Origin of the sequence: Mucilaginibacter pocheonensis (genome assembly GCF_031456535.1) — a bacterium.
Classification (GTDB): Bacteria; Bacteroidota; Bacteroidia; order Sphingobacteriales; family Sphingobacteriaceae; genus Mucilaginibacter; species Mucilaginibacter pocheonensis.
In genome coordinates, this window is the sequence record NZ_JAVDUU010000002.1 from 100,451 (window position 1) to 122,855 (window position 22,405).

At 40.7% G+C, this 22,405-nt stretch carries 14 protein-coding genes; 1 reads left to right on the forward strand and 13 read right to left on the reverse strand.

The window, feature by feature from the left end:
* Nucleotides 1–7: 7 nt before the first annotated feature.
* The 12 genes from J2W55_RS07305 to J2W55_RS07360 form a co-directional block, all read right to left on the reverse strand.
* Nucleotides 8–3,061, reverse strand: coding sequence for a SusC/RagA family TonB-linked outer membrane protein (locus J2W55_RS07305; protein ID WP_310093667.1), 3,054 nt, complete (start codon nt 3,059–3,061; stop codon nt 8–10).
* 221 nt (nt 3,062–3,282) lie between these two features.
* The gene (locus J2W55_RS07310; RefSeq protein WP_310093669.1) at nt 3,283–4,293 is read right to left on the reverse strand and encodes a right-handed parallel beta-helix repeat-containing protein; all 1,011 of its coding nucleotides are present in this window, start codon (nt 4,291–4,293) and stop codon (nt 3,283–3,285) included.
* Between the two features lie 408 nt (nt 4,294–4,701).
* Entirely contained in the window at nt 4,702–5,475 is a 774-nt protein-coding gene (locus tag J2W55_RS07315) for a response regulator (protein ID WP_310093671.1), read from the reverse strand.
* The gene (locus J2W55_RS07320; RefSeq protein ID WP_310093673.1) at nt 5,472–8,636 is read right to left on the reverse strand and encodes a ligand-binding sensor domain-containing protein; all 3,165 of its coding nucleotides are present in this window, start codon (nt 8,634–8,636) and stop codon (nt 5,472–5,474) included. Before J2W55_RS07320 ends, J2W55_RS07315 begins: the two co-directional genes overlap by 4 nt.
* A 215-nt stretch (nt 8,637–8,851) precedes the next feature.
* On the reverse strand, nt 8,852–9,349 hold the full coding sequence (locus J2W55_RS07325; RefSeq protein ID WP_310093676.1) for a hypothetical protein: 498 nt from the start codon (nt 9,347–9,349) through the stop codon (nt 8,852–8,854).
* A gap of 245 nt (nt 9,350–9,594) precedes the next feature.
* Nucleotides 9,595–10,590: a hypothetical protein gene (locus J2W55_RS07330; RefSeq protein ID WP_310093678.1), complete on the reverse strand. Its 996-nt coding sequence runs from the start codon at nt 10,588–10,590 to the stop codon at nt 9,595–9,597.
* 75 nt (nt 10,591–10,665) lie between these two features.
* On the reverse strand, nt 10,666–10,839 hold the full coding sequence (locus tag J2W55_RS07335; protein ID WP_310093680.1) for a hypothetical protein: 174 nt from the start codon (nt 10,837–10,839) through the stop codon (nt 10,666–10,668).
* A 56-nt stretch (nt 10,840–10,895) separates the two neighbouring features.
* Nucleotides 10,896–11,270 carry a hypothetical protein gene (locus J2W55_RS07340; protein ID WP_310093681.1) on the reverse strand — a complete coding sequence of 125 codons (375 nt, stop codon included), beginning with the start codon at nt 11,268–11,270 and terminating at the stop codon, nt 10,896–10,898.
* Between the two features lie 138 nt (nt 11,271–11,408).
* Entirely contained in the window at nt 11,409–12,164 is a 756-nt protein-coding gene (locus J2W55_RS07345) for an SDR family oxidoreductase (protein WP_310093683.1), read from the reverse strand.
* Nucleotides 12,165–12,339: 175 nt separating this feature from the next.
* The gene (locus J2W55_RS07350; RefSeq protein WP_310093685.1) at nt 12,340–14,967 is read right to left on the reverse strand and encodes a sigma-54-dependent Fis family transcriptional regulator; all 2,628 of its coding nucleotides are present in this window, start codon (nt 14,965–14,967) and stop codon (nt 12,340–12,342) included.
* A gap of 145 nt (nt 14,968–15,112) precedes the next feature.
* On the reverse strand, nt 15,113–16,018 hold the full coding sequence (locus tag J2W55_RS07355) for a helix-turn-helix domain-containing protein (protein WP_310093687.1): 906 nt from the start codon (nt 16,016–16,018) through the stop codon (nt 15,113–15,115).
* A gap of 60 nt (nt 16,019–16,078) precedes the next feature.
* The gene (locus J2W55_RS07360) at nt 16,079–16,891 is read right to left on the reverse strand and encodes an SDR family oxidoreductase (RefSeq protein ID WP_310093690.1); all 813 of its coding nucleotides are present in this window, start codon (nt 16,889–16,891) and stop codon (nt 16,079–16,081) included.
* A gap of 288 nt (nt 16,892–17,179) precedes the next feature.
* Here J2W55_RS07360 and J2W55_RS07365 point away from each other — a divergent pair, with 288 nt between their 5' ends.
* On the forward strand, nt 17,180–17,380 hold the full coding sequence (locus tag J2W55_RS07365; RefSeq protein WP_310093694.1) for a hypothetical protein: 201 nt from the start codon (nt 17,180–17,182) through the stop codon (nt 17,378–17,380).
* A 399-nt stretch (nt 17,381–17,779) separates the two neighbouring features.
* Here J2W55_RS07365 and J2W55_RS07370 read toward each other — a convergent pair whose 3' ends face one another.
* Complete coding sequence (locus tag J2W55_RS07370; RefSeq protein ID WP_310093696.1) at nt 17,780–21,904, reverse strand: two-component regulator propeller domain-containing protein; 4,125 nt, start codon at nt 21,902–21,904, stop codon at nt 17,780–17,782.
* Nucleotides 21,905–22,405: the final 501 nt, after the last annotated feature.

The following is a 22,405-nucleotide window of genomic DNA, read 5'->3' on the forward strand; positions in this document are numbered from 1 at the left end:
TTTTCTGTTAAAATCCGAAGTTTAGGCCCAGAGAAACTGTTTTCAGGTTAGGGAAAGCACCAAAGTCATAGCCTTTTTCAAAAATACTTCCATTGCTAAATTCAGGGTCGAGGCCCTTATATTTGGTGATGGTAAGCAGGTTTTGTGCGGATAACGTAACCAACGCGTTATCAAATCCTATTTTCTTTACAAGCGACGCTGGCAGGCGGTATGAAAGGCCAATGTATTTCATGCGTGCAAAACTTCCGCTCTCCAGCCACCTGTCGCTATCACCCCTTGAATTAAGCGTTGATGCATAGTAAGCTCTTGGAGTAGAAGTATTCGGGTTTTCCGGTGTCCAGGGCTGTACACCAGCGCGGTAGTTGGAATTATCATCAAACCTATCTGTTACGCTGCGCGGGCCGTTAAATACTTTGGCGCCAACAGAGGCAAACCAATCCATAGAAAACTCAAAGCCTTTATAGGATACATTAAAGTTAAGGCCCAGTTCATATTTAGGCCATGGACTGCCCACTACCTTCTTATCGTCGTTGGTAATTTGTCCGTCATCGTTATTGTCCTTAAACCTGATGTCACCTGGTTTGGCGCCCGGTTGTATCGTTTGGCCTTTGCTGTTTTTATAGTTATCAATCTCGGCCTGGTTCTGGAACAAACCATTGGTTTCTAAAACATACCACATGCCAATGGGCTGGCCAACTTCGGTAACAGTGTTACCTACGTAAGTTTTATTTTTACTGTAACCCAGATCAAGCACTTTGTTTTTAAGCGTGGTGAAGTTTAAGCCAATGCCATATTTTACCGGTGTTACATCCTGCCTGTAATTGGCCGATAATTCAAACCCACGGTTACCCAATGTTATACCATTTACACGCGGATCACCGCCATCATTACCAGTGGTTAACAAAACCGGGTATCTTATCAGCACATCTTTTGTTTTAGAGATAAAGTATTCGGCAGACAGGGTTAGCTTGTTATCAAGAAACGAGGCATCTAAACCATAATTCTGCTGAATAAGCTTTTCCCAGCGCAGATCAGGGTTGGCCAATCGCACCTGGGTTGCGCCTTGTAGCACGGTTTGGTCGGCACCGAAAACCGCTGTTGAAAATGTATTTATCAGCGAGTTATACTCATATGGATCGATATTGTTGCTACCAACCGTACCATAGCTGGCCCTTAGTTTAAGGTCATTTATCCAGGCTACTTTAAAAAAATCTTCTTTGCTTATTCTCCAAGCGCCCGATACAGACGGGAAGGTACCAAACTTATATGCCGGACCAAATTTTGATGAACCATCTGAACGGATAACACCATTCAACAAGTATTTGTCGGCAAAGCTATACTCCACGCGGCCAAAGTATGAGATCAGGTCGGTACGGTTGCGGTAACCGCCTGTTTGCGGCTCATTACCCTGGTCCAGTACATCGTAATAGGAACCGTTATTCACCAGTATATTGCGTTTTGTACCCGAGATCTGGGCGTAATTGGTGCGTTGGTATGACTGGCCGCCAACGGCATTAATTACATGTTTGCCAAATGTTTTATTGAAGCTTAAGGTATGTTCAATAAGGCCAGATGTTGATTCGGCCCGGTTTTCACTGGCAATTGCAGGATCATAAGACTGGTTAAGTGTCCAGTTGCCCTCTTTACGCAGGTATTTATAATGATCATCACTGGTTTCGATACCAAGATTTAGGCGGTATTTTAACCACGGCATAAATTGCAGTTCCGCAAATAAGTTACCACGGATACGCAGGTTCTCATTAATACGATCTTCCAGGTTGGCAATAGCAAGTGGGTTGGTACCAAATGTACGAGCCTTCGCTTCATCGCCATAACCGTAACCTCCGGGGTTAGCAGCATTGTAAACGGGGATAGTAGGCAGCATCCGGATAACATCAATAATAGGGTTTCCGGAAATTTCATTGGCTTTAGCTTTGCTTAAAGCTAAGTTTTCGCCAATGGTGAAAATGCCTTTTTTGCCCTGGGTGTTTACCCTGAAGTTGATCCTGTTAAAATCAGTGCTGATAACAGTACCCTTATTACTGAAATACCCGCCGGATACAAAGTAATTTCCGTTAGAGCTGCCACCCGAAAAACTTGCGTTATAGTCCTGTATATTGCCCGTGCGGAAGGCTACTTTTTGCCAGTCGGTATTTGTTGTAAGGTCAAGGTTTTGTCGTGGTACGTTGGCATTGTCATATGCCATAAAGTTTATCCTTGAGAACTCATCTGTTTGGGCAAGTTTGTAACGTGGCATTGTTTGAACGCCAGTTTTTCCGGAAAAGCTAACAGCCATAGGCCCGTTCTTTCCTTTTTTGGTTGTAATAATTATTACACCATTAGCGGCTCTTGAACCATAAATAGCAGCTGCAGAAGCATCTTTAAGGATCTGAACCGACTCGATGTCATTCGCATTAAAATCACGGTTGGCGGTTGTTATTAATCCGTCAATGACATACAGCGGGTTTGTATTTGAAAGATTTTTCAAACCGCGGATCTGAATTTGAGCTTCAGAACCCGGCTGGCCGCCACCACGTACTTTAATACCTGATGCCTGGCCTTGTAAAGCCTCGGCAACGGTTGTAGCCTGCCGTTTTTGAATATCCCTGGCTTTTACAACAGACACTGCACCGGTAAGGTCCTTCTTTTGCTGCACGCCGTAACCAACAACAACCACTTCATTTAAGGCCGTGCTACCATCGGCCAGTTGAATATTAATGCTGGTACGGTTTTGTATCTGCACCTGCTGTTCGGCAAAACCCAGAAAGGTAAAAATTAAAGTACCATCTGCTGGAGCATTAATACTGTACTTTCCGTTTAAATCAGTAGCTACAGCTACTGTTGTACCTTTAACCTTTACAGTAACACCCGGAAGCGTTTCTTTTTTGTCATTGGTCACAACGCCGGAAACAATGGTGCTTTGGGCCCTTACCTGCACCGCGAACAACATACACACGAAGCCGTACAGGAAAGAAAAAAATATCCTCTTTAATAATCTCTTTTGATGAGGATTGAGATTTTGGCGGGTACAACCGCCATCGTTAAATAAAATTTTTTTCATAAAGATTTATTGATTGGATGGTTTACAATGGCCTGCGGGAACAGGTGAACATTTAACACTCCAAATATGAATCATACAAGTGCACGCCATGTCTTTCAATTGTGCCAGAATTTCTTCAAATCGTGTCAAACTTGATGGAATGGAGAGACTATAAAGCAAACATACCGGCAACTGAGCTGCCGGTATGTTCAAAATGATGTAACAGATTAAAGACGTACAGATTAAAACTGTATAAACGTATCGCCCAATGTATTACCCGAAAAAATGTTATTTGTTAACGATGTATTGGTATTTGCATATTGAGTAAACCTTTGCAAAATACCGTACTGCGCATTACTGGTTAAATGATTATTGCTAACTATGGTACCATCGCAGCCGCCAATATTATTTTGGAAAGTGATGCCGCTTTTATAATAAGTATTTGATACGGTGTTATTATCAATACGGTTACCGTTAGAAAAATCGATGCCGATGCCGCCAACTCCCCTGTTGCCAGTGTTGTTTTTGTTAAGGGTATTATTGTAGATGTAGTTGTTATGGCTTTTTATATCAACAGTTAAGCCTTCGGCTCCGTTTTCATAGATCACATTGTCTCTGATGGTTCCGTCTGAATGGCCATTTTGCGAAACACCAACCATATAGTTATAATAAACGGAACAGCCAATAACCGTATTCAGCGCGCAAACCGGGTTACCTGTATTATGCAGCAAAATGCCTGCGCCCGCTGCAGATGAACTGCCACAGTTATGGATTTTGCTATTTGATATGGTATTGTGCTGCCCGTAAATAATGATTCCTGCTTCCGGCAGATTACCGCCATCCAGCTCTACCAAATCAATCGTATTGTAGTTGCCTGTAATTTCAATGGCGGCGGCGTTAAACGTGTTTGGGGCTTTTCTAATCACAGCTCCCGTTTCGCCACGAATGGTTATACTATTTTTTCCGACAGGCAGAGTTATAGGCGTTGTTACATAATGGCTGCCAGTCCTCAAAATAATAACATCGCCGGCTGCAGCCGAATTGACCAACGATTGAAAGTCGGCGCTGTTACTGTTAGCTGCCAGGTAATAAGTAATTGCATTAACCTCCAATTGCGGGCTTTCAGATCCAGCTTTTGCCGATGACTTGACGGCCGGCCCTACATCCTTTTTACAGGCAGAAAATGCCACGGATAACAACATTAAAAAGAACAACAAAATTTTTTTTGGGGTAAAGTTTTTTTTGATTCTCATAATAGTTTGGTTAAATATTAAAATTGAATTAATTGGAATGTACTAAGCATTTTAAGATGGCTCGATGTTTTACTAATGGTTAATTGGCTTATAATTACTTACCGACGATTTTAGGGTCGCGATTAAATAATACTCAAAGTAAAATAATAACGAACCTATGCAATGAGCAGATTTGGTTCAATAATTCAACCTATTGTGTCAAAATAATATAAGAGTAAGCTGATTATTAACAACTCATTGTCAGCAAATTAACAACGCCAACATTGCACCGCTAATGAGGTGTTCATGCAGCTGCAGGTTTGATATGGCTAAGCCACTTAGTTAAGCTGAACTAACATCCAGAAGATTGAAATAATAATAAGTTTGCAGTGAACAGGCATCAGCCTGGGTTGATAAGTTGTACTGTGATTAATGTTTCTCCGCTTGTTTTTGCTTTATATATTCTGATGGCGACATGCCAAATTGCTTCAAAAAATTTCTCCCGAAATAAGTTTGGGAACAAAAACCAACCAATTCAGATATTTCATAGATCCTGAGGCTGCCTTCTATCAGCAACTCGGCTGCCTTTTTTAACCGGGTGATGTTGATCAGCTCATTTGGCGACAGGTCTGAGATGGCCTTGATCTTTCTATATAAAGTGGAACGGCTCATGTTCATTATTTCGGCAAGGTGCTCAATATCCAAATCCACGTTTGATAAGTTATCTGCAATGATCGTATTTAACTTTTCCAGAAACCTTTCATCGGCTTTTGAGTACGCCATGGTATTAATGTGTACGAGGGGCGAATTAGCGAAGTAGTCTTTAACCTTGTTACGGTTAAACAGCAAGCTTGCTACCTGTACATGTAAATGTTCGGGCGAAAATGGTTTTTCTATATAGGCGTCTGCCCCCAATTCCAACCCTTCAATTTTTGATTGCAGTGAGTTTTTTGCGGTTAGCAATATCACCGGGATATGGCTAAAGTCAAGATCGTATTTTATTTTACGGCATAGTTCAAGGCCGTCCATCACCGGCATCATTATATCACTAATAACAAGGTTTACCGGTTTATCCCCTAAAATAGCCAATGCTTCCTCGCCATTTAGTGCGGTTTCCACATTGTAGTGCGTACCCAGGTCATTACTGTTAAAGTCAAGGATATCCTCGTTATCATCAACTAAAAGTATAAGCGGTTTCGTCATGATTTTATCGACATTATATCAAACTCCATTTGCTGATGAATGGGCAGTTCCAATTCAAAAATATTCATTTCATCTTTTGTGGCTAACAATCCCAAAGTGCCTTTATGCAACTCAGCCAGCGAGCGGGATAACGGCAGCCCTATACCGGTGCCCGATAGTTTCTCTGTGGCTTTAAGCCTGTAAAATGTCTCAAATATTTCATTTTTCTTTTCCTGTGGAATGATGTGCCCATCATTCTTTATCTGAATTTTGAAGGTAAGGCTGTCGTCATTTTGCGGCAGCAGTTCAACAATTACTTTGCTTTTGGCATATTTAACGGCGTTATCAATCAGGTTACTTAAAATTTTATCCAGCGCTTCTCTATCCACATAAGCGATAAGTTTACCCGCAGGGGCTTCAAGTTTGAACTTGATTGACTTTTGCTGTGTAATGCCTTTAAACCGTGTGAAGGTGTTGTTTAACAACTCTGTCACATCCGTTTTTACGAAATTAAGGTTATAGCCATTTATTTCCGTTTTCCTGAAATCCAATAGCTGGTTGGTTAACTCCAACAGGCGGTTGGTGTTTTTTGCCATGATCCGAAGATTTGTTTTAATAGAAGGCACTTCATTGGCTTCTTTCATTACACGTTCCATCGGTGCTATAATAAGCGTTAACGGTGTACGGATCTCGTGCGCAACATTGGTAAAAAACGCGATCTTGGATTCGTAGATCTCTTTTTCCTTTTCCGATTTCATCATGGCTATCTTCCGTCTGTTCCTATTTTCCAGCCGTTCGTGATAGCTCCTGATGCTAAAATATATAACACCGATAAACAACAACATATAAATACAATAGGCCCAGTTACTTGCCCAGTAGGGGGGAGCGATAAGTATAACGAGTGTTTTGGGATGTTTGCTCCAGGCACCGCTGTAATTTGACGACTCGAAGCGAAACTTATACTCGCCCGGGGCTAAACCTGTGAAATATACTTTACGGTTGCTTTTAAGGTGTGTCCAGTCCTTATCCAACCCTTCCATCTTATACCGGTATTCCGTCATTTCAGGTGATGTAAAACTGAGCGACGCGAAATCAATACTAAATGACGATTGGTTATATGATAAGGCGATGGTATCAGTAACCGAAATTGATTTTTTTAATGGTGACCCGGCTTCGTTTATGCCTACTTCTTTGTTGGATATCTGGAAACCGGTGATATAGTTTGGCGACGTATACGGATTCTTGAGCTTAAAAGGCATAAAACTTATCATTCCTTTCACACTGCCAAAGTACATGCGCCCATCCGCATCTTTGTATGCCGAGTTATAGTTAAACTGGTCGCTCAACAGGCCATTGGCCTTGGTATATACCTTTAGGTCTTTAGTAACCGGATTAAATCTTAACAGCCCTTTTGAAGTACTTATCCATAGTTGTTTTTGCTCATCGGGCAATATGGAAAAGATAACATCACTGGGAAAGCCATTCTTGGTGGTATATTTTTTGAGACTTTGCTTTCGTCTGTCAAAGTTATACAAGCCACGCTCAGTACCGAACCAAATGCTGTTATCACCGGCCTCATATATCACGTTCACGCGGTCGTTATTTAAACTGCTATCCTTCTTTTTTAAATAATGAAGCTTTCCTCCTATCGCTGTTTTGGGGTTAAAATAATATAATCCGTTGCTGTAAGTACCTGCCCAGATAGTTCCGGCACTGTCTTCCATAATTTCTGTATAAAACAGGTCGGGTATCTCTTTATGCATTTTAAAATTGCGCGTATTATAATCGTATTCAAAAAGCCCATGTCCGGTTGCTAAAAACACACGTCCTGTCCGGGTACGATAAATGGAATATATAAAGTTGCTTTTTAAACCATTCGTATCCTTGCCGGTTACATAATGCCTTATTACCTTACCTGTAGAGATACGAAATATATCAAGCCCGCTTTCAAACGTACCAACCCAAAGCGAATCGCCGGTTACCAGTAACCCGTGAATGTTATTATTTGACAAAGAACCCGGCTTATTTGAAGGCTGATAGCTTGTAAACTTGCCATTTGTGCCAAGCTTGTTTAAACCGGCATCTTCTGTACCAATCCAAAGATTTTTATTATTGTCCTGATGTATTTCACGTACGGCATTACCGCTAATAGCATTCTCGCCTACTTTAGGAAAATATTTTTCAAAAGCGGCATATTGTTTTGAATAATAATTTACTCCCCCAAAATAGGTACCTACCCAAATACCACCTTCTTTATCTTTGCAAAAAGTATAGATGGCGTTATCAGACAGGGAATAAGGATCATTATAATGCTTTTTAAGCTGGATAGATTTGTTATTGCTAAGGGTATAAATAAATATGCCCGATTCTGTACCTATCCAATATTCATCACCTGTGTTATGGATAAATACCCGGGCGAAAATGGGGGTATTATCTTCGTTTTGTATAAGCAGATCTTTATATAGGTGCGTTGTTAAATCAAACACTTTAACGCCTTGTTTTGATGTGCCAACCAGCAGACTGCCTTTACCTGTATCAAAAAGGCGTTCTACAAACCACGATACCGAGGGTTTTGACTTATTAAACAGCGAATAACTATCAAAACTAAGTGTTGCGGGGTCATACTTTTTTATAGTACCAGCTGTGGTTGCAACCCATACAATACCTGAGCTGATACAAATAGAGGTAGCCTCCAGGTATTTTTTTATAGGATAAACCGTTAATTTACCGATAGATTGATTGTAACTATGCAGCGTAAAACCCGCAATAAACCACAGGTTATTCTGCCCATCGGCCTTAATATCCCTGATCTCATCTACCGGTGATACGCTAAGCTTACTGAAACTTTCAGTATTTTGGTCATACCTGTACAGCCCTCTGTCGGTGCCAACCCACATTGTGCCTTTAGCATCCTCATACAGGGAATGTATAAAATTACCGCCAAGACTGTTTGATTTATCAGGATCGTTCCTAAATACTTTGAATTGGTAACCGTTGAAACAGTTGAGGCCATCCTTTGTACCAAACCACAGAAAACCCCGCTTATCTTGAATGCTGCACATTACAGAATTACTGGAAAGGCCGCTCTCTACCTGGTAGTGGCTAAAATAATAAGGCTGCCCCGTTACCTCAACCGTGGGGAATATAAAAAAGGCTAAAAGAATGTAAAAAAGCTTCAACACTGGTCAATTGGTACATCAAATATAATTAAAGATATATGCAATAAACCGCTTAGAATCCATCCCTGCCTGCTTGACAAAGCTATTAAGCGTCAAAAAATGGTTATTTATTTAATTACGATACTATATGAAGAAATTTTGACACAAAATATGGAAAAACATAACTAGTTGACAATTGAATTTGATATTGATCTTTACTGGCCGATTCGTAGGGAACCCTAAAAAGGTAAATTGCCAATTGGATGTATTATTAAAAGAGGCCTGAAATTTGGTCGGCTGATCAGTGGCGAAAACGACCACGGAACCGAGCTTAAAATAACTATTAGCCCTACTGTAAACCAAATCGCCGTCGTTTTAAATTTTTCCCTGTCGGTTGTTTTGCGTTTAACTTTAGCCGAGCCGATCGTAATAATAGTTATTCCAATGAGCATCATGGCAATATGTTCCATGCCAAAAAACCTGATGGTCCGTTCATGAACTGCGACGCTGAAGTGATGTAAGAAATAGGAAACTATAGGGCTAATTACATAAAGCCAGACACCTAACACCAGTTGAATATGCGCTATCGTTGCAGTCGTATACCTAACCACGTTATCAAATTTTTGATAGGGCTTATCTAATAACCAACCGCGATAGCCAAAAAAAATGGCAAAAAGCAGACTGCTTAATACCAGCCAGCGAGTAAATGAGTGTAGTGCTAATAAAGTTATATACATACTCATGCAGACGATTAAAACTTAAAAAAATTCTAATGATAAAAATAAAAGTCGTCTAAATTGCTTCAGACGACTTTCAACTTACCACAAAGTAAAGATTGGCACTTGAATGTTATAAATGTAATAATTAAGCTAAAGAAATTAAAATCACCGGATTTTCGATTTTAATTTTACTTTTTTTTGAATCTTACAGAATAGTAATAATACCAGCGTTTCTGAAATTTGGCAAGTTCGATTTCAATTGTTTAATCCTGATAGAGTTGTATTTCTTCAGGTTTTTGAAGATCCTCCATCCAATTTCGAACATAATTGTAAAGGTCCGTTTTTTCCAGGCCGGTTTTTGATTCGCCCTGAGAGCCAAACACAATAAGGCCAAGTGCAATACAATGTGCAATATCGAGCTGCATAAGCAAACCAACACTATAGCCTTCGATGAAGTTTTGCCTGGCGTCTGAGGCGATTTCTATGCTGTGATCCACCTTTTTTCTGGACAGAACAAATTGTTGGTCATCAGCATACAACATGGCATCATTTGCAGAATAAATCAGCAGACGGGCAATATTCATAGTTCTGAAAATGGAGAAATACTTCTTTTTCAGATCAGCGGTGGACTGTTCTGCAATTGCAGTATCCGGTTGTACACCATTTAACATCATCCATAATTTGAAAGCTTCATTTCCATCCAATGCAAACGTCGCTTTGCCATGCAGCGAAAAGGCACTGATGATATCAAGCGCTTCATCCACCTCGAAAGAAAGTTTTGTCATAGGATCGCCCAGGTAGAAAATAAATTCCAGATCGGTTTTACCAAGCGGCTTAATGACATTTGTAAGCAGTCTTTCCCACAAAGCGGAGGCCCCGCTTAATGTCGCCCAATCGTCAAAAGCAATGGTACGGCAATCGTTGAAAAGGGATTGAAGTTGTGAAATAACATCCTTATCCTTAAAAAGCTCCGCCGCATATTTTTCCATCGCAGCTGCAGGCGCGGCGACATCGAGTCGGAAAAGCGGGTCTAAGTCATGAACAGCATTTAAGGTCAGACTGCGGATTCCTAAAATGGCTAAAATGCCAGGCATTGGTAATTCCCTGATACCAAATGCTCCCAACGCTGAACCGGATGCCAACCGGTTTAATTGTTTCCCGGCTTCTCTACCGCTTACATATACATGCTCTTCTGCATTAAAACTTTGCATTGCGGTTAACAAATCCGTTAATACTGGACCTGTATTTTTGATTTCCATATTATACGTTACCATGACTATTTTTTTTAGGTTAACGACTAAGCCTTTAGCGGGCAGATAAAGATGAACTGTTCCTCAAATATTTCCATTAAAGGGTTGTTCTACCATTCTTAGCGAGTCGTCCATATATTCCCCACCTTCGCTTAAACTTTCTTCATTAGGATCAAAATCATTGAATTCCTCTTCATTGGCTGACCCGTCCTCTTTGGTGTTAGGGTCTGCATGAGACCCAAATAAAAAATTGATCATTGCATTTGATTTTTAATAATTCACTATCAGCGTTCCGGTTTAATTCAAGAACCCGTTTAGTTGCGCGCCATTGATGATTCTTTTATAACCTGCCACCTTCCTGATAAGTATTCCCAGATTACGGTAAAGAATTTTCTATTCAATTTTCCGTCAAATACCAATTCGCGGGTAATTACCACCATACCCAGATCTCCATCGCATACAGCGTAATGAAACTCCGTTTTTGTAGAAAGGGGCTCTGCATTTGAATCTTTATTCCCCTTAACAAAGCTCATGAGCTGTTCTTTGTTCATAGTATCTACCGCGCCATTTTCGTCAACTTTAACTATTAGTAGCTTGTCCGAATATATTTGCTCTACGTAAGGCACGTTAAAATGCGTAGCATTATAAATGAGCTCTTTGGTTAATTCAATTAACTGTTCGCTGTTCATTCTTTTTTAGATATTATATCGTTATTTAATTAGGTTGAATGTAAATTGTACTGGGAAATAGTGTAAAAGCCAGGCCTGCTAATGGTTAACCGGTGCATCACTAACAGGTGCCTGTAAAAGCGCAGCATAAAGAGAACTTCAGGCCGGTTGCTTTTGACTGCTAAGCCACTTTTCAAAGGTGACGGTTCCTAATTTTGCTTGCCCGGCAGGCACCAATGCAGCATCGTCTACCTGTCCGCCATAATATTCAGGTTTACCGGTAGATATGACCTTTCGCGGATCATTTGTAACTTGCAGGTAACGGGCAACCATCTCATACATTGAAGAGCGGTCGGGCCCGGCTATTTCCATGATGCCATTCACTGGTGCAGCCAGCGCAGCCTGAGCTACAAAGAAGGCCACATCATCAGAAGCTATAGGCTGGAATTTTACATTGGAAACATGGACTTCATCTTCTTTTGCAGCCTGGCTGGCTATCCCCGGAAGAAATTCGAAAAATTGCGTACTTCGGACAATGGTGTAAGGGACTTTTGATTGTTTGATCAGGTCTTCCTGAACTTTTTTTGCCCTCATATAGCCGATGGTTTGCATTACGTCCACACCTACAATAGAAAGCGCCAGGTGATGCTTAACACCAGCATTGATCTCGGCTGCCAATAAATTTTGGCCTGCTGTTTGAAAGAATTCCATCACAGCTTTGTCTTCAAAAGATGGCGAATTGGCAAGATCAATAGCAATATCCGTATTACTCATAGCTTCCGCTAAACCTTCTCCGGTAATGGTATTGACGCCGGTGGCCGGCGAAGCGGCAATAACCTGGTGCCCCATCTGGCGAAGATGTGCAACTACTTTGGTTCCGATGAGGCCTGAGCCTCCAATAACTACAATTTTCATGATTTTAATTTTTATTTGATTTGACACCTATAAGTCAAACCCAATGCCAATTAATTAATTGATTTATAATCAATAATATATGAAATTAAGTAGTATTTATTCTCACTGTATTTAGTGAAAGCACTATTTGTTTCACTTTATAAAGGGAACAATGTATAATGTTGCGGTGATTAAATCAGCCAAAATAATCTTTTTTGGTAATGCCCAACTTTTTTAATTTGGAATGCAATGTATTGCCGGGGATTTTCAAAATTTCAGCAGCGCTGCCGGGGCCGGAAATTTTGCCCAAACAACGTCTCAATATTTCAATAATATAACTGCGTTCAACCTCTTCCAGCGACTGGTTTAAAATATGTGCAGATTCCTGTTTATCTGTGGTCTTATTTTGCGGTATATAAACGTCAAGCAAAGTATCACCGGTGGTAAGTAATATGCTGCGTTCTATCAGGTGCTCCAACTCGCGTACGTTACCGGGCCAGGTATAGCTGCGCAATTGCTGTATTACTTTTGGTGCAATTTTCCTGATCACACGGCCCGTGCTCCGGCTATACTTTTTTACAAAAAAACGGGTAAGTGGTTCAATGTCTTCTGGCCGCTCGCGTAACGGAGGCAGGCTAACAGGAAATACATTCAATCGAAAATACAGATCCGCGCGAAAACGGCCTGCTTCCACTTCTTTTTCCAGGTTACGGTTGGTGGCTGCAATTAAACGTACATCAACCTTTATGGTTTGTTTACCACCTAAACGTTCCAATTCGCGCTCCTGGATAACGCGCAATAATTTTGCCTGTGCCTCGGGCGGCAGCTCGCCAACTTCATCCAGGAACAGGGTGCTATTATTCGCCAGTTCAAATTTACCTATGCGGCGGTCAATAGCGCCGGTAAAAGAGCCCCGTTCATGACCGAATAATTCACTTTCAATCAAATTGGCAGGTAAGGCAGCGCAGTTAACCTTTACCATCAATTTATCGTTACGTGGCGACGCATTATGAATGGCTCTTGCAATCAATTCCTTTCCCGTGCCTGTTTCGCCCAATATTAAAACGGTAGTATTGGAACCCGCCACCAGCGACATCAGCCGGTATATCTTCTGCATCTGCTCACCGTTACCAATAATTTCAGAAAAATCATAAATAGTTTTAATCTGCTCTTTCAGGTAATCGTTTTCTACTTCCAGTTGCTTTTTGTATGCCAGTAGTTTTTCATTGGCCTGTATATTAGCAATGGCAATGGATATCTGGGCGCAAATGCCTTTTAACATCAGTTTACTCAGCCAGTCGGCCAGCAGCCAGATGGTGCCAATATTTTTGTTGCCAACCCGCAAAGGCAGGCCGTACACGTTTTTTAAGCCCGTAGTTTCCCATAGCCTGGCATACGCATTACCACTCTTTAGTTCTTCCTCTACATTAAATACTATCCCGTCTTCGCTGGCAAGTACCTCTGCAGTATAAATATCGTCTATAGTGACGCGATTGGCAAGTAATTCCGCAAAATGCTTTTTGGCTGTTTCAAACAGCGTTTCATCGTACATAAACGGCGACAGGTTATAGCCATCCTCATCAATCACCCGGATCATGGATAATTGTGTATGCATGGTTTTGTCCAATACCCTGAAAATAGCAGCCTGCAAATCGGACTTAGTTCTAACTTGTGCCACGTCGCTACTAAAATCAAGCAAAAAGGCCTGCTCTTGCTGCTTTTTATTGATTTGCTCATTGGCCATGATATTGGCGAGGGCGATGGATATTTGCGAACAGATGCCCTTCAATAACCGGACATTGATCTCCTGGATGTCCAGGAACAAAATTCCATGGTTTATTTCTCCATTTCGCAAACGGATACCCACTATTTCTTTAAACCCCATTGTTTTCCAATACTGTAAATAGGAAGCGGTGATGCCGCGTTGTATTTCCCGGTCTACATTAAATAACAACGGGATGGGGCTATTTAACACACGGTCCTGAAGTCCGTCGTTGATTGGATACTTTGCTTGCTCCAATGCTTTTATAACTTCCGCATCGTGTGTTTTACTAAGATCATACACATAGGGGCTCATTGTAGTGTTATCTTCATTGATCCTGCGAATGACAAACCCGCCCGGCGGGTTTAGTTTTTTTAATGCGGTACGAACGGCCAGCGCCAGTTCTTCTTTCGTTCTTACAGCTGCTATCTCGTTACTGAAATCGAGGAGAAAAGATTTTTCTTTTTCTTTTTTAAGTATCTCTTCATTTTTGATAATGTTGGATACGGCACCCGATAACTGGGGCGCGATACCTTTAATAACATTTCGGAATTCGTTGGTAAAGCTATTATGTTTATCAGAATAAATATGGATAAAGCCCATTGGCATTCCCTCTTTCATGAGTTTGGTCATCAATATTTCCTTTACACCAGCCTCATGATTAGCTTGCAGGAAGGAAGGGCTTTGCGGTTGATTCATGACATCTTCAAGCAAGAAAGATATTGGCTCCTCTGCATGCAATACCGCCTGGATAAATGGTTCATTCAACGAAAAATGAGCCTTTATCAATTCCGGATATATGGCTTTTGACCGTATGGGAGAACATTCGTCATCAAGGAGGAAAGGTGTGTAGGTTTCATCTTTGGCATCGATGAGGGTAACGATCGTATGTGTAAAATAGAACAGGCTTTTGATTCGTTTTGAAAAAAGGACGAGCAGGTCATTTTTATCCCGCACCTCGGTAATATCATTACCCAGTTCCGATAAGATCCTTCTTTCCTGTTCAAGTGCAGCCAGTGAAGGAGCGGAAAAGTCAGAGCTCTTATCTTTTACCCTTTTCATGAAGTATTACAGATAGCTTGTTTAAGACGGCAATTTATGGAAAATAAAGGTTACGCTTGTCAGAATTTTTTCTTCTCTGGCAGAAAATGAGCAAGATTTTAGCTATAAAAACCAAAAGGCTGGTTGCTGAAGAATTAGTTAGCAATTAATTCAGGTGCCTATACTCGCTTGGCGATTTCCCTGTCTTTGATTTAAATATCTTTGTGAAGTGCGAAGGGTGTTCAAAACCAAGCCCATATGCAATTTCGCTGATAGAATTATTTGTACCCCACAACAGCGATTTCGCTTTTTCTATTAATTCCAGGTGAATATGTTCCTGAGTGGTTTTGCCCGTAAATTTGTTTAAAAGATCAGACAAATAGTTGGGCGACAGGTTGAGGCGCGAAGCAAAATATTTAACATTTGGCAGGCCGGCTTCGATCAGCGTACTTTGCGAAAAATGATCTTTTAACATTTTTTCAAACTGTTGCACCACATCTGAATTGACTTTTGCCCTGGTATAAAATTGACGGTCATAAAAACGGTTGCAGTAATTTAGCAATAGCTCAATATTGCTTACGATAAGGCCCTGCGAATGCTTGTCTATATTTTGCGAATATTCTTTTTCGATTTTTGCCAAACAATCTTTGATCGTTAGTTTCTCTTCTTCTGAAATATGAAGGGCCTCATTGGCCTCATAATTAAAAAAGGTATACCGATGCATTTTTTTGCCCAGGTCAGTACCATGAATCAGATCAGGATGAATGAACAGCGCCCAACCCTCATCAACTGTAACATCCGGGCCGGGTGTTATGGTTTGTCCCGGAGCGGTAAATAATAAAGATCCTTCGCTAAAATCATAGTATCCTTTGCCATATTTTAATAACCCCTCAAATTTTTTGCAGGAGATGGTATAAAAGCCAAAGCGATAAATGGCATTTTCTTTAGGGCGACGGGCATAAAAATCGGCATGGTCTATCACACTGATCAGTGGGTGCTTCGGCGGGGTATATTTAACCAGCTTGTGCAGGTCGCTGATGGATTGAAGATCTATATATTTATCGGGTATCATTTTAATTGCTACAAAGTTACTATAAAAAGCCGGCTGCCGGGCTTGAGCAGCCGGGGTCTATTATAAGCCCGTTTGGTCGACCATCATTTTCTTGAAATCCACATCATCCATTTGTTGCTTGCTCTGTATAAGTTGTACAGCATCATGACCCACCGGATAACGCAGTTTTTCGGTATCATCCGTAGCTGCTTCATAAATAACATCGGCAACTTCGGAAAGATCTTCAGACATGGGCCAATGATCTATCATGGTTATAAATTTAGCAAATGCAGGTTGATAGTCATCCAGCCCATCAGTATTGAAAAGCGTCATCGAACGACCTGAAAACTCGGTTTTATAGCCCCCCGGCTCAACTATTTTTAAGCGGATGCCAAACGGATTTAACTCGTACTGCATGGATTCCGTCAAACCCTCAACCGCAAATTTAGTTGCATGGTAGAGCGAAGAGAATGGAAAAGTAAGCCTTCCACCAACCGAAGACACATTGATAATAATGCCGGACTTTTGTTGCCGCATGCGCGGTAATACTGCTTTTGTAACATTAATCAACCCAAAAAAATTCACGTCGAATTGTTGTTTGATCTGTTCTTCGGTAGCAGCTTCCAATGCACCCAGCGCGCCGTAGCCTGCATTATTCACCAATACATCAATTTTACCAAATTTTTCGATTCCCTCGTCCACCGAGCGTTGTATACTTAGCTTATCGGTAACATCCAATTTGCTAACAAAAACATTGCTAAGTGCAGATAGTTCTGTTTCTTTTTCGGGCGAACGCATGGTGGCTATCACATTCCAGTTATTTGTGTCAAATAGTTTAACAGCTGCTTTTCCAAATCCAGAAGAAGCACCGGTGATCAATACTGTTTTTTTCATTGCTTTATGTTATTAATTTATAAAGCAAAAGTCTGATTAAGACCGTCATCTAATTTATACCTTTCAACTGATCACTTATACATTTAAGGGATTATCAATTATTTGCATTGCCTATAAAAAAACAGATGAGCATTTCGCCACACTTGACAATTTTTGAATTAGTTGCTTAAGACATTGAGCCTCACCAGGGTTTTACGGAAGAGCAGAGGTAAGCTATGTTTCGGCCCCCCCGAAACGCTTGCCGGGACACCCGGACCCATTATACTTCACTTCATTTAGCATAAATTTATGGGAGGGCCAGAATTATCAAAGGAGGAAAAAAGGTTAGAAAGGACTACCTCAAAGCTGACAAAAGAGGAAAAGAAAAAGATAGATAAAGCTGCAGCAATTTGCGGTTTACCGCCAGTGGTGCTTGTAAGGAAAAAACTTTTTAAGGGAAGGTTTCCAGAAAGAAAAGTCAAGGTAGAGTTACTAATCGTTGAAGCTTGATGATGCAACTACCATATTCTCCATTACCGCAAAGGTAGCGCAAGCCGGAATAAGGACTGGTTTGTTCAATAGCATTAACGGGTTGCCGGGCTTTATTACTGCAAGTTGGTTACCGTGATTTTTGATGTCCAAACGCGAAAGCGTAGGGGCTTTTGAGTATACCCAAAGTATACTTTACCCGTCACTGTAGTTTAAAGGCCGTTTTTATCATGGTAGTGAGTATACTTCTCCGCATCAAGTGAGCAAAGTTTTTGTAAAACGCCTCAAATCATAGGATTTGGGGCGTTTCTTGTTTACAGGCAACATTTTCACTGTAGTCGCCGTTGCGGCAAGGAAATTCCGATATCGGAAGTAACTCCGTATCGACAGTTCAGGACTTTCCCGAAACTTATATTAAGTTTACCATGCCCACTTTTTTAACTTGCTGACCAGGCCATCCAATTTAAATGGCTTGCTTATATAGTCGTCCATACCTGCATCTATACAAATTTGCAGGTCGGCTTGAAGAGCATTGGCCGTCATCGCTATAATAAAGGGCCGTTCCGGGAAACGTTTTTTTATTATTCGCGTGGCTTCCAGGCCATCCATTTTGGGCATTTGCACATCCATTAAAATAACATCGAATGTTTTTTTATTAACTAAATCCAGTACCTCCAGGCCGTCTGCTGCCAAATCAGCTTTATATCCTAACTTACTCAATATCTTCATGATCAGTTGTTGGTTCATCTGGTTGTCTTCGGCAACCAAAATTCTCAATGGGTAACTTTCCGAAAAATTATCAGGCAGTTTATGGTTTACAGTATTGGCGTGCAGCGGTTCATGAACGGTAGAATTGATATGCCGGTCAAGTTCCTTTATAATATGCTTATATAAAATATGCTGTTTTGCAGGTTTGGTTAATATAGAACAAAAAAGACCTGGATTATCTTTATGGAAAACATAACCGATGGAACTCAAAAGCATTATAGGTAATTCGGGGTATTTGGCCCGTATTAAGGTTGCCAGTTCAATCCCATCCATAAACGGCATTTGCATATCCGTAATAACCAACTTAAAATCATACCGTTGCGATAGGACCTCAAGAGCCTGTTCGCCCGACTTAGCTACTACCGGGCTCAGTTGCCATTGCTCCAGCTGAGCTTTTAAAATTCTGCAATTGGTATCATTATCATCAACAACCAAAACTTTGCTTTTTTCAAACCCTTGCATAGTATGGTTTATGTGTACCGGGTCCTGCAGTAAACTTTTTTGCGAGTGAATAGAAAACCTGAATGTACTTCCTTTATCAACTTCACTTTCTACACTGATTTTGCCGCCCATTAGCTTTACAAGCTGTTCGCTTATAACCAGGCCAAGGCCGGTGCCTCCGTATTGACGGGTGGTTGATGAGTCAACCTGCGAAAACGCTTTAAATAACCGGTGCAGCTTATCGGCAGAAATGCCAATGCCAGTATCTTTTATCTCAAAACTTAATTCAATGTGGTTATCTTCTGATATGCTGAGCAAATGCACGGCTACATAAATTTCCCCTTTTTTGGTAAACTTGATGGCATTACTTATTAAATTGATCAGGATCTGGCGGAGCCTTAAACTGTCGCCAATAATTTGCGCTGGTACATCATAGTCAATCTGGTAAACCAGATCCAGTTTTAAGTGGGCGGCTTTTAAGGCAAAAACATCAAAAACTTCTTCAATGCAGGTACGCAGGCTAAAATCCTTTTCCTCCAGCTCCATATTGCCCGATTCTATTTTAGAAAAATCTAAAATATCGTTAATCACCGTCAGCAGGTCTTCGCCGCAGGTTTGTATAGATTCGGCAAAGGTCCGCTGCTCCTCATCCAAAGGCGTTTCGGCAAGTAAGGAAGCCATCCCAATTACTCCATTCATAGGCGTGCGGATCTCATGGCTCATTGTAGCCAAAAATATACTTTTAGCCTTATTAGCCTCCGCCGCTTCAAAGGCTAATTTTTTTTCCACTTCTACGGCGCGGGCCAGCTGCTCGGTGCGTTCTTTTACCTGGCGCTCAAGCTCGGCCTTTTGTTTTAATATGGATCGTGTGCGAATAAGATAAAATGCCGGGCCGCTGGTAATAAAAATTAAAGCCACAATTACTTTAAACCACCAGGTAAGCCAAAAAGGAGGCTTAATATTGACGATGATAAACGTGCCTTTGTTATTCCATTTGCCATCGTTATTTGACGCTTTAACCCTGAATGTATAAGTACCTGGATCGAGGTTGGTATAAGTGGCCGTTCTTTTATTGCCAACATAGTTCCAATCTTTATCAAACCCTTCCAGCTTATAGGCATATTGGTTTTTTTCGGGAATGGCATAATTCAACGCCGCAAACTCAAATGTAAGTACCGAATGTTTGTAGGATAGGTTTATGAAGTCGGTTTCGCTGATATCTTTTTGAAGCGGGGAGTTTTTGGCACCGGGGCTTATTTCCTTATTGAAAATCTGCAAGCCGGTAATATAAACCGGCGGAATAAAGTCATTATCTTTTAAACTATCAGGATAAAAAGTACTGAATCCGTTTACGCCGCCAAAAAACATTTCGCCGTCGGCAGTTTGAAAACCGGAATGGCCTTTAAATTCATCTCCCTGCAACCCGTCAGAAATGCCATAGTTTCTGATGGCTTTTGTTTTGGGATTAAACCGGGAGATCCCTTTATTGGTGCTTAACCAGAGGTTACCTTTTCGGTCTTTCAAAATCGCAAAGATCACATTATTAGGCAAACCCTGTCTTTCGGTGTATATAGTAAATGTTTGGTTATGCTTGTTAAACTGGTTAAGGCCGCCGCCGTTCGTGCCTATCCATATATCACCGTTATCGGTTTCGATAATCGACTCGACAGTGTTGTTTGATAAACTGTGTTTATCCCCTTCACTGTGTCTGTAGTGCGTAAAACAGCCTGTTTTAGGGTTTAATACATCCAACCCGCTATCAGTACCTATCCATATATTGCCCTGTTTGTCCTGGAATACCAAGGTAACGATATCACTGCTTATACTGTTATTATCCGCCGGGTTGTTCCTGTATTGTGTAAAGAGGCCGGTTTTCACATTATAATGATTAAGCCCTCCTTTCCAGGTTGCCAACCATATATTGCCATCGCGGTCCTTATACATATTGTTAATATCTGAAAGGGAAAGGCTATGCGAATTGTTTGCCTCGGGCATGTGATGTATAAAGGTTCCCTTTTTTTTATTAAACAGGTCAAACCCGCCAATGTGGTAGCCAATACCGATAACATCTTTATTTATTGGCACTATGGCCATCACATAATTATTACTTATGGTGTTACTGTTGTTATCACTATGCAGGTAATGAACAAAGGTTTTTTTCTTACGATTAAATAAATTAAGGCCGCCCCCATCGGTGCCAATCCAAATATTTTCATCGCTGTCATCACCGGAGATGGCCAGCACATTGTTGTTGCTCAAACTATTCGGGTTGTTTGCGTTTTGACTGTAGGAACTAAATTTATCGTTACCCCCCGGCAAAAAATTAACACCACCCGAATAAGTGCCTATCCAGGTATTCCCTGTATCATCTTTATATAAACAATAAACAGAGTTACTGCTAAGGCTATAATGGTCGTTTGCGTCAAATTGGTAGCAAATAAACTTATTAGCGGGATAATCGAGCACACTTATACCGCCATTTTCGGTCCCTATCCAAAGCCTCCCATCGCTGTTTTCGAGTATCGAAAGAATATCGTTATGGCAAATACTGTTGCTGTTATTAGGGTCGTGTTTGAAATTTATAAATGAATTGTTTTGGCTGTTATATAATGCAAGCCCTCCTCCGTGTGTACCTGCCCAAATATTGCCCTTGCTATCTTTATATACCGCCTTTATCCAATTGGCGCCGATACTGTTATTGTTTGCAGGATCATGAGCATAACGAATAAACTTACCGTTTTGGGGATTAAAATGATAAAGTCCGTCATCGGTGCCTATCCATAGCCAGCCGTTATTATCCCCGGTAACCTGGTTAATAAAATCGTTAGTTACACTGTTTGTGCTTTTATCGGCATGGGTAAATCTTTTAAATGAACCATTTGCAGCATTAAACAGATATAAGCCCTTGCTGGTGCCCAGCCACATCCTTTTTTTACTATCCAAAAATATAGAGCTTACGACAAAAGTTAAGTGGTTGGAATAGTGGATAAATGTATTTGTCGCACGGTCAAATTTGTCAAGCCCGCTTTCGGTTCCAATCCATAAATTATGAAGGCTGTCTTCCGTTATAGCTAATACATAATTATCAATAATCGTTGTCTTGTTATTTTGGTCGTGCTTATATTGGGTAAATTTGTAACCGTCGTATTTATTAAGGCCATCCTCGGTTCCAAACCACATAAAGCCACGACTGTCTTTTAAAATACTGACTACATGACTTTGAGAGAGGCCTTCGTTTGTACTAAGTTGTTTAAATTTAAGGGCTGAGGTTTGCGAATGAGATGATCCGGTAAAAAGCAAGTATAAACACCAGATTAAAAGCAATATTGGCCTCATTTTTATTATATTAATACTAATCCGCCGATATTATTAAGTCAAAAAAAGCATTACCGCGGCTAAATAATAAGTTTATTTCAGGGAATCTATTAGTTTGATTTCAGGAAATTAACTTCAATAACTTCTACCGGGATAGTACCCAATACCAATCAAACAGCCTTTCAACACCTATAAAAATTCCACATTCCAAAAACTTTATTTTAAGTTGTTGCGGTATTTATTGGTACGTTGTTTATGGAAAATAGTTTCATATAATATTTCTTATTACGTTGTTTTATTGGTGACTGCATCAATTTTATCACGGTAAGGCAGCCAATGCCGTTTAGTATATTTATTCGTGAAATACCGTATGGTTACCGTCATGCTGGACGGCAAAGAAACCAAACTTCACATTGAAGCAGTACCACGCCCCCGCAAGATCAATTTTCACCAAGCCTGTTCCATTTGTTAAAACGTGTATGTTAATGCATGTTATGCGCTCTAAAGCTGCATTTGGTTGCG

Coding starts and splice junctions, on each gene's coding strand:
- J2W55_RS07370 (WP_310093696.1), bottom strand. CDS start 21,904: ATGAGGCCAATATTGCTTTTAATCTGGTGTTTATACTTGCTTTTTACC.
- J2W55_RS07325 (WP_310093676.1), bottom strand. CDS start 9,349: ATGTATATAACTTTATTAGCACTACACTCATTTACTCGCTGGCTGGTA.
- J2W55_RS07360 (WP_310093690.1), bottom strand. CDS start 16,891: ATGAAAAAAACAGTATTGATCACCGGTGCTTCTTCTGGATTTGGAAAA.
- J2W55_RS07355 (WP_310093687.1), bottom strand. CDS start 16,018: ATGATACCCGATAAATATATAGATCTTCAATCCATCAGCGACCTGCAC.
- J2W55_RS07365 (WP_310093694.1), top strand. CDS start 17,180: ATGGGAGGGCCAGAATTATCAAAGGAGGAAAAAAGGTTAGAAAGGACT.
- J2W55_RS07335 (WP_310093680.1), bottom strand. CDS start 10,839: ATGATCAATTTTTTATTTGGGTCTCATGCAGACCCTAACACCAAAGAG.
- J2W55_RS07330 (WP_310093678.1), bottom strand. CDS start 10,590: ATGGAAATCAAAAATACAGGTCCAGTATTAACGGATTTGTTAACCGCA.
- J2W55_RS07310 (WP_310093669.1), bottom strand. CDS start 4,293: ATGAGAATCAAAAAAAACTTTACCCCAAAAAAAATTTTGTTGTTCTTT.
- J2W55_RS07315 (WP_310093671.1), bottom strand. CDS start 5,475: ATGACGAAACCGCTTATACTTTTAGTTGATGATAACGAGGATATCCTT.
- J2W55_RS07345 (WP_310093683.1), bottom strand. CDS start 12,164: ATGAAAATTGTAGTTATTGGAGGCTCAGGCCTCATCGGAACCAAAGTA.
- J2W55_RS07340 (WP_310093681.1), bottom strand. CDS start 11,270: ATGAACAGCGAACAGTTAATTGAATTAACCAAAGAGCTCATTTATAAT.
- J2W55_RS07305 (WP_310093667.1), bottom strand. CDS start 3,061: ATGAAAAAAATTTTATTTAACGATGGCGGTTGTACCCGCCAAAATCTC.
- J2W55_RS07350 (WP_310093685.1), bottom strand. CDS start 14,967: ATGAAAAGGGTAAAAGATAAGAGCTCTGACTTTTCCGCTCCTTCACTG.